This is a genomic window from uncultured Alistipes sp. (assembly GCF_910580175.1).
In the GTDB taxonomy this organism is placed as follows: Bacteria; Bacteroidota; Bacteroidia; order Bacteroidales; family Rikenellaceae; genus Alistipes.
Window position 1 is genome coordinate 1 of the sequence record NZ_CAJTXD010000013.1, and the last position, 2433, is coordinate 2433.

Annotated in this window: 2 protein-coding genes; one reads left to right on the forward strand and one right to left on the reverse strand. The window is 56.5% G+C overall.

Annotated elements, in window-relative coordinates:
• Positions 1-61 precede the first annotated feature (61 nt).
• Positions 62-829, reverse strand: coding sequence for a CDGSH iron-sulfur domain-containing protein (locus QZ298_RS08645; RefSeq protein ID WP_296008135.1), 768 nt, complete (start codon positions 827-829; stop codon positions 62-64).
• Between the two features lie 134 nt (positions 830-963).
• Here QZ298_RS08645 and QZ298_RS08650 point away from each other — a divergent pair, with 134 nt between their 5' ends.
• A complete protein-coding gene (locus tag QZ298_RS08650; protein ID WP_296008139.1) occupies positions 964-2388 on the forward strand; it encodes a hypothetical protein in 1425 nt (474 codons plus the stop codon).
• The last annotated feature ends 45 nt before the right edge of the window (positions 2389-2433 follow it).

Consider the following 2433-nt stretch of genomic DNA (forward strand, 5'->3'; position numbering starts at 1 on the left):
GAAGCCGGCTCTTGGATATTCATGGCAGCATCCTTGACTCCTGCACCGAAACCAAGCAATGTCAATAAACTTCTTCCGGCAAAGTTTCGCCCACGGGATCGCCTTGCAATTCGTCGCGCCACTTGATGGCCGCATGCGTGCCGTCGCAATAGGGCTTGTAGGCTGATTGACCGCAACGGCACACCACCACCCGGTTGCGGGTTTCGTAAGTCCGTCCGTCGGCGCGGCGCAGCACGATGCCGCCCCGCAGCCATAAGCCGCCGCTCGCTCCGATGGCGATGTCTTCGATCAGTCCCAGGCTGGGTTCGAAATGGAATTCGAACGGCTTGCCCGACTGCTTGTCCCATGCCGTGAGCCGGCCGCTCGGGCACATCGACGCCTCGCGGATGGCCAGCCGGCGGGCTTCGGGATCGTCCGACTGCTCGGTAAGCGTCCACGCATCGCCATAGGGATGGCAGAATCGGGCGAACATGCAATATTTGGGATTGTCGCTCATGCGCAGGGTGCCGCCCTCGATCGTTTCGGCCTCCTCCTGCAACGGCTTGTCGGATGCCGTAAGTTCCGGATTCCATCGGGCACGGACATGGGCGCCGTCGCAATAGGGTTTGCGTTGCGAGGCCCCGCAACGGCATAAGGCCGTCGGTTCCGATTCGGTGGAGAAATGTTTGCCCTCCTGGAAATACCAGCTTTCGTTGTCCGGATCGGGCATGATGAATTGTTCGCAGAAAGGCGGACGCCCATAGACCAGATAAGGCCCTTTTTCGGCGATCGTAATGGATATGCCTCCGCCTTCAGGCGTCGGTTCCGACTCGTTTTTCATTTCCAGCATACTATTCGTACCGTTGATGCGTTAGTTGTCCAGGCGGAGACAATAATTATTCCCAAATGCAATTTATCGAAAACGCTTTGTAGGATTATACCCGTTTTTTGGTACCTTTGCAAATAATTTTGAAGACGGATAGTATGAAAGGATTGGCAAAAGCAGCGGCGATGGCGATGATCTCTATCGCAGCGGTTCTGACCGGGGCTTGCAGCAAAGATAAGGAAACGGGCAATATTTCGTTCGATCGTTCTGCGGCATATTTTGATCCGGGGCAGCATGCGTCGATCGGATTTTCGGCGGACAATGTTCAGTTCCAGACGCTTGCCATCACTTCGTCGCCCGCAGGCTGGGAAGTTTCAGTAGATCGCACAGCCATGACGGTCAACGTGACCGCACCTGCGCAATCGGATGACGAGACCGAAACTTCGGGATCGGTCGTGCTGAGCGCCTCGGTCAACGGCGGCGGTTCGGTCGCTTCGGCAACGCTTTTCGTCGGACTTGCGAAAACGGTCGATTTCAGCGACAAACCCGCCAACAGTTATCTGGCGAATCTGAAGGAGACGAACTATATGTTCGACGCCATGCACAAAGGCTGCGGGTCGGCGCCGTTGGCTACGGCTCGTGTGGATGTTATCTGGCAGTCGGCCGCATCGCTTGTGCAGCACCTCTACTTGATCGACGGCAAAGCGTCGTTCTATGTCGGAAGCGACAGCAGTGCCAATACCAAAATCAAGGAGGGAAACGCATTGATCGGAGCCTACGACACAAACGGCAACCTGCTTTGGAGCTGGCATGTTTGGGTGTCGGACTACGACCCCGAGAGCGCTCCGCTTGAATTGAACGGGCATACGATGATGAGCCGCAATCTTGGTGCGCGGGCCAATGCTAATTCGACCAACAACGAAATCCTCTCCTCCTACGGTCTCTTCTATCAATGGGGACGCAAAGATCCGTTTGTCGGCCCGTTGACTTACAATGCTGCCGCAGGCGCTTCGGCCTCAATGTACAATGGCAGCGGCGCGAGCGTCTATATGCAAACCGTGGTCTCCGATGCAGAGACCGGCACGGCGGAATATGCTGCGAAGAACCCCACGACGTTCATCACGGTCGGCGGGAAGGATGCCGATTGGTTGCAAGGCACCGCTTCGAATGGTTGGACGGGCGACAACGATCCCTGCCCCTACGGTTGGCGGGTAGCACCTGCTGCGGCGTTCGACAACCTTGAGATCAAGGAAAATCTGGATGCTGCGGCTGCAAAGGATTATGCAGAAAAATTCGGATGGACGCTGACCGGCGGTACGGCCGAAGGGCTTTTCATGGCTGCCGGCCGACGCAGTTGGCGCGATGCTTCGATCCACAATTATTTCGACGAATCGCTGCTGACGCGTGCTGTCGAAATGCAACCTTGGGTCGGTTATTATTGGACGGCCGATGCTGCCGAGACGATGGCGTCCGCATTTTGCTTCTGGTTCAAGATCGACGATGCGGCGCAAAGCGGTGTGCGAAACGGTCGCCCCATGGGGCGAGCCAACGGCATGCAGGTGCGTTGTGTGAAAGCGAAATAACCGGAGTACTTGACTGGAACAAATAGAAAGGAGCGTTTTTACGCT